This is a genomic window from Corallococcus sp. AB049A, from assembly GCF_003668885.1.
Classification (GTDB): domain Bacteria; phylum Myxococcota; class Myxococcia; order Myxococcales; family Myxococcaceae; genus Corallococcus; species Corallococcus interemptor.
In genome coordinates this window covers 1-442 of record NZ_RAWL01001130.1, presented here as the reverse complement: position 1 = coordinate 442, position 442 = coordinate 1, and the positions used below count along the sequence as shown (strand labels likewise).

Sequence of the window (442 nt, the reverse complement as noted above, 5' to 3'; positions counted from 1 at the left end):
GGCCACGCGCTTCAGCGTCGAGGATGATCGCCAAAGCCAGGCGGTCCTTGACCGAGCCGCCCGGATTGAACGACTCGACCTTGGCGTAAACGCTGACCTGCGGCGGTGCCAGACGCTGCAGCTTGACGATGGGGGTGTTGCCGACGGTGTCGAGGATGGAGTCGTACAGGGCCATGGAAGCGCTCCGGAAACGGGGCCGCGCCGGGTTTCGGCGGGCGAAGGGGGAGGGCTGGCTGTTCAGGCCAGCGGCTGCCGGCTGACCGTAGCGCCGGCATATGACGCCCGGTAATGACCAGATACCTTTCTTAAACAACCTTTGGTTATAAGCTGGTGACGGCAATTGACCCTAGAGTGGACCTCCGCCCCACGCCGCCTGCCTGCCCATGACGCTGACCCAGCTGCGCTACCTGGTTGCCATCGCCGACGCCGAGCTGAACATCAC

General features: G+C 64.5%; 1 protein-coding gene. It reads right to left on the bottom strand.

Features of this window, described 5'->3' with window-relative positions; translation table 11 throughout:
• Positions 1-175 (bottom strand): pyridoxal-phosphate dependent enzyme (locus D7X55_RS46540; RefSeq protein WP_121725761.1); only part of this gene is annotated, 175 nt, incomplete at its 3' end.
• Positions 176-442: the final 267 nt, after the last annotated feature.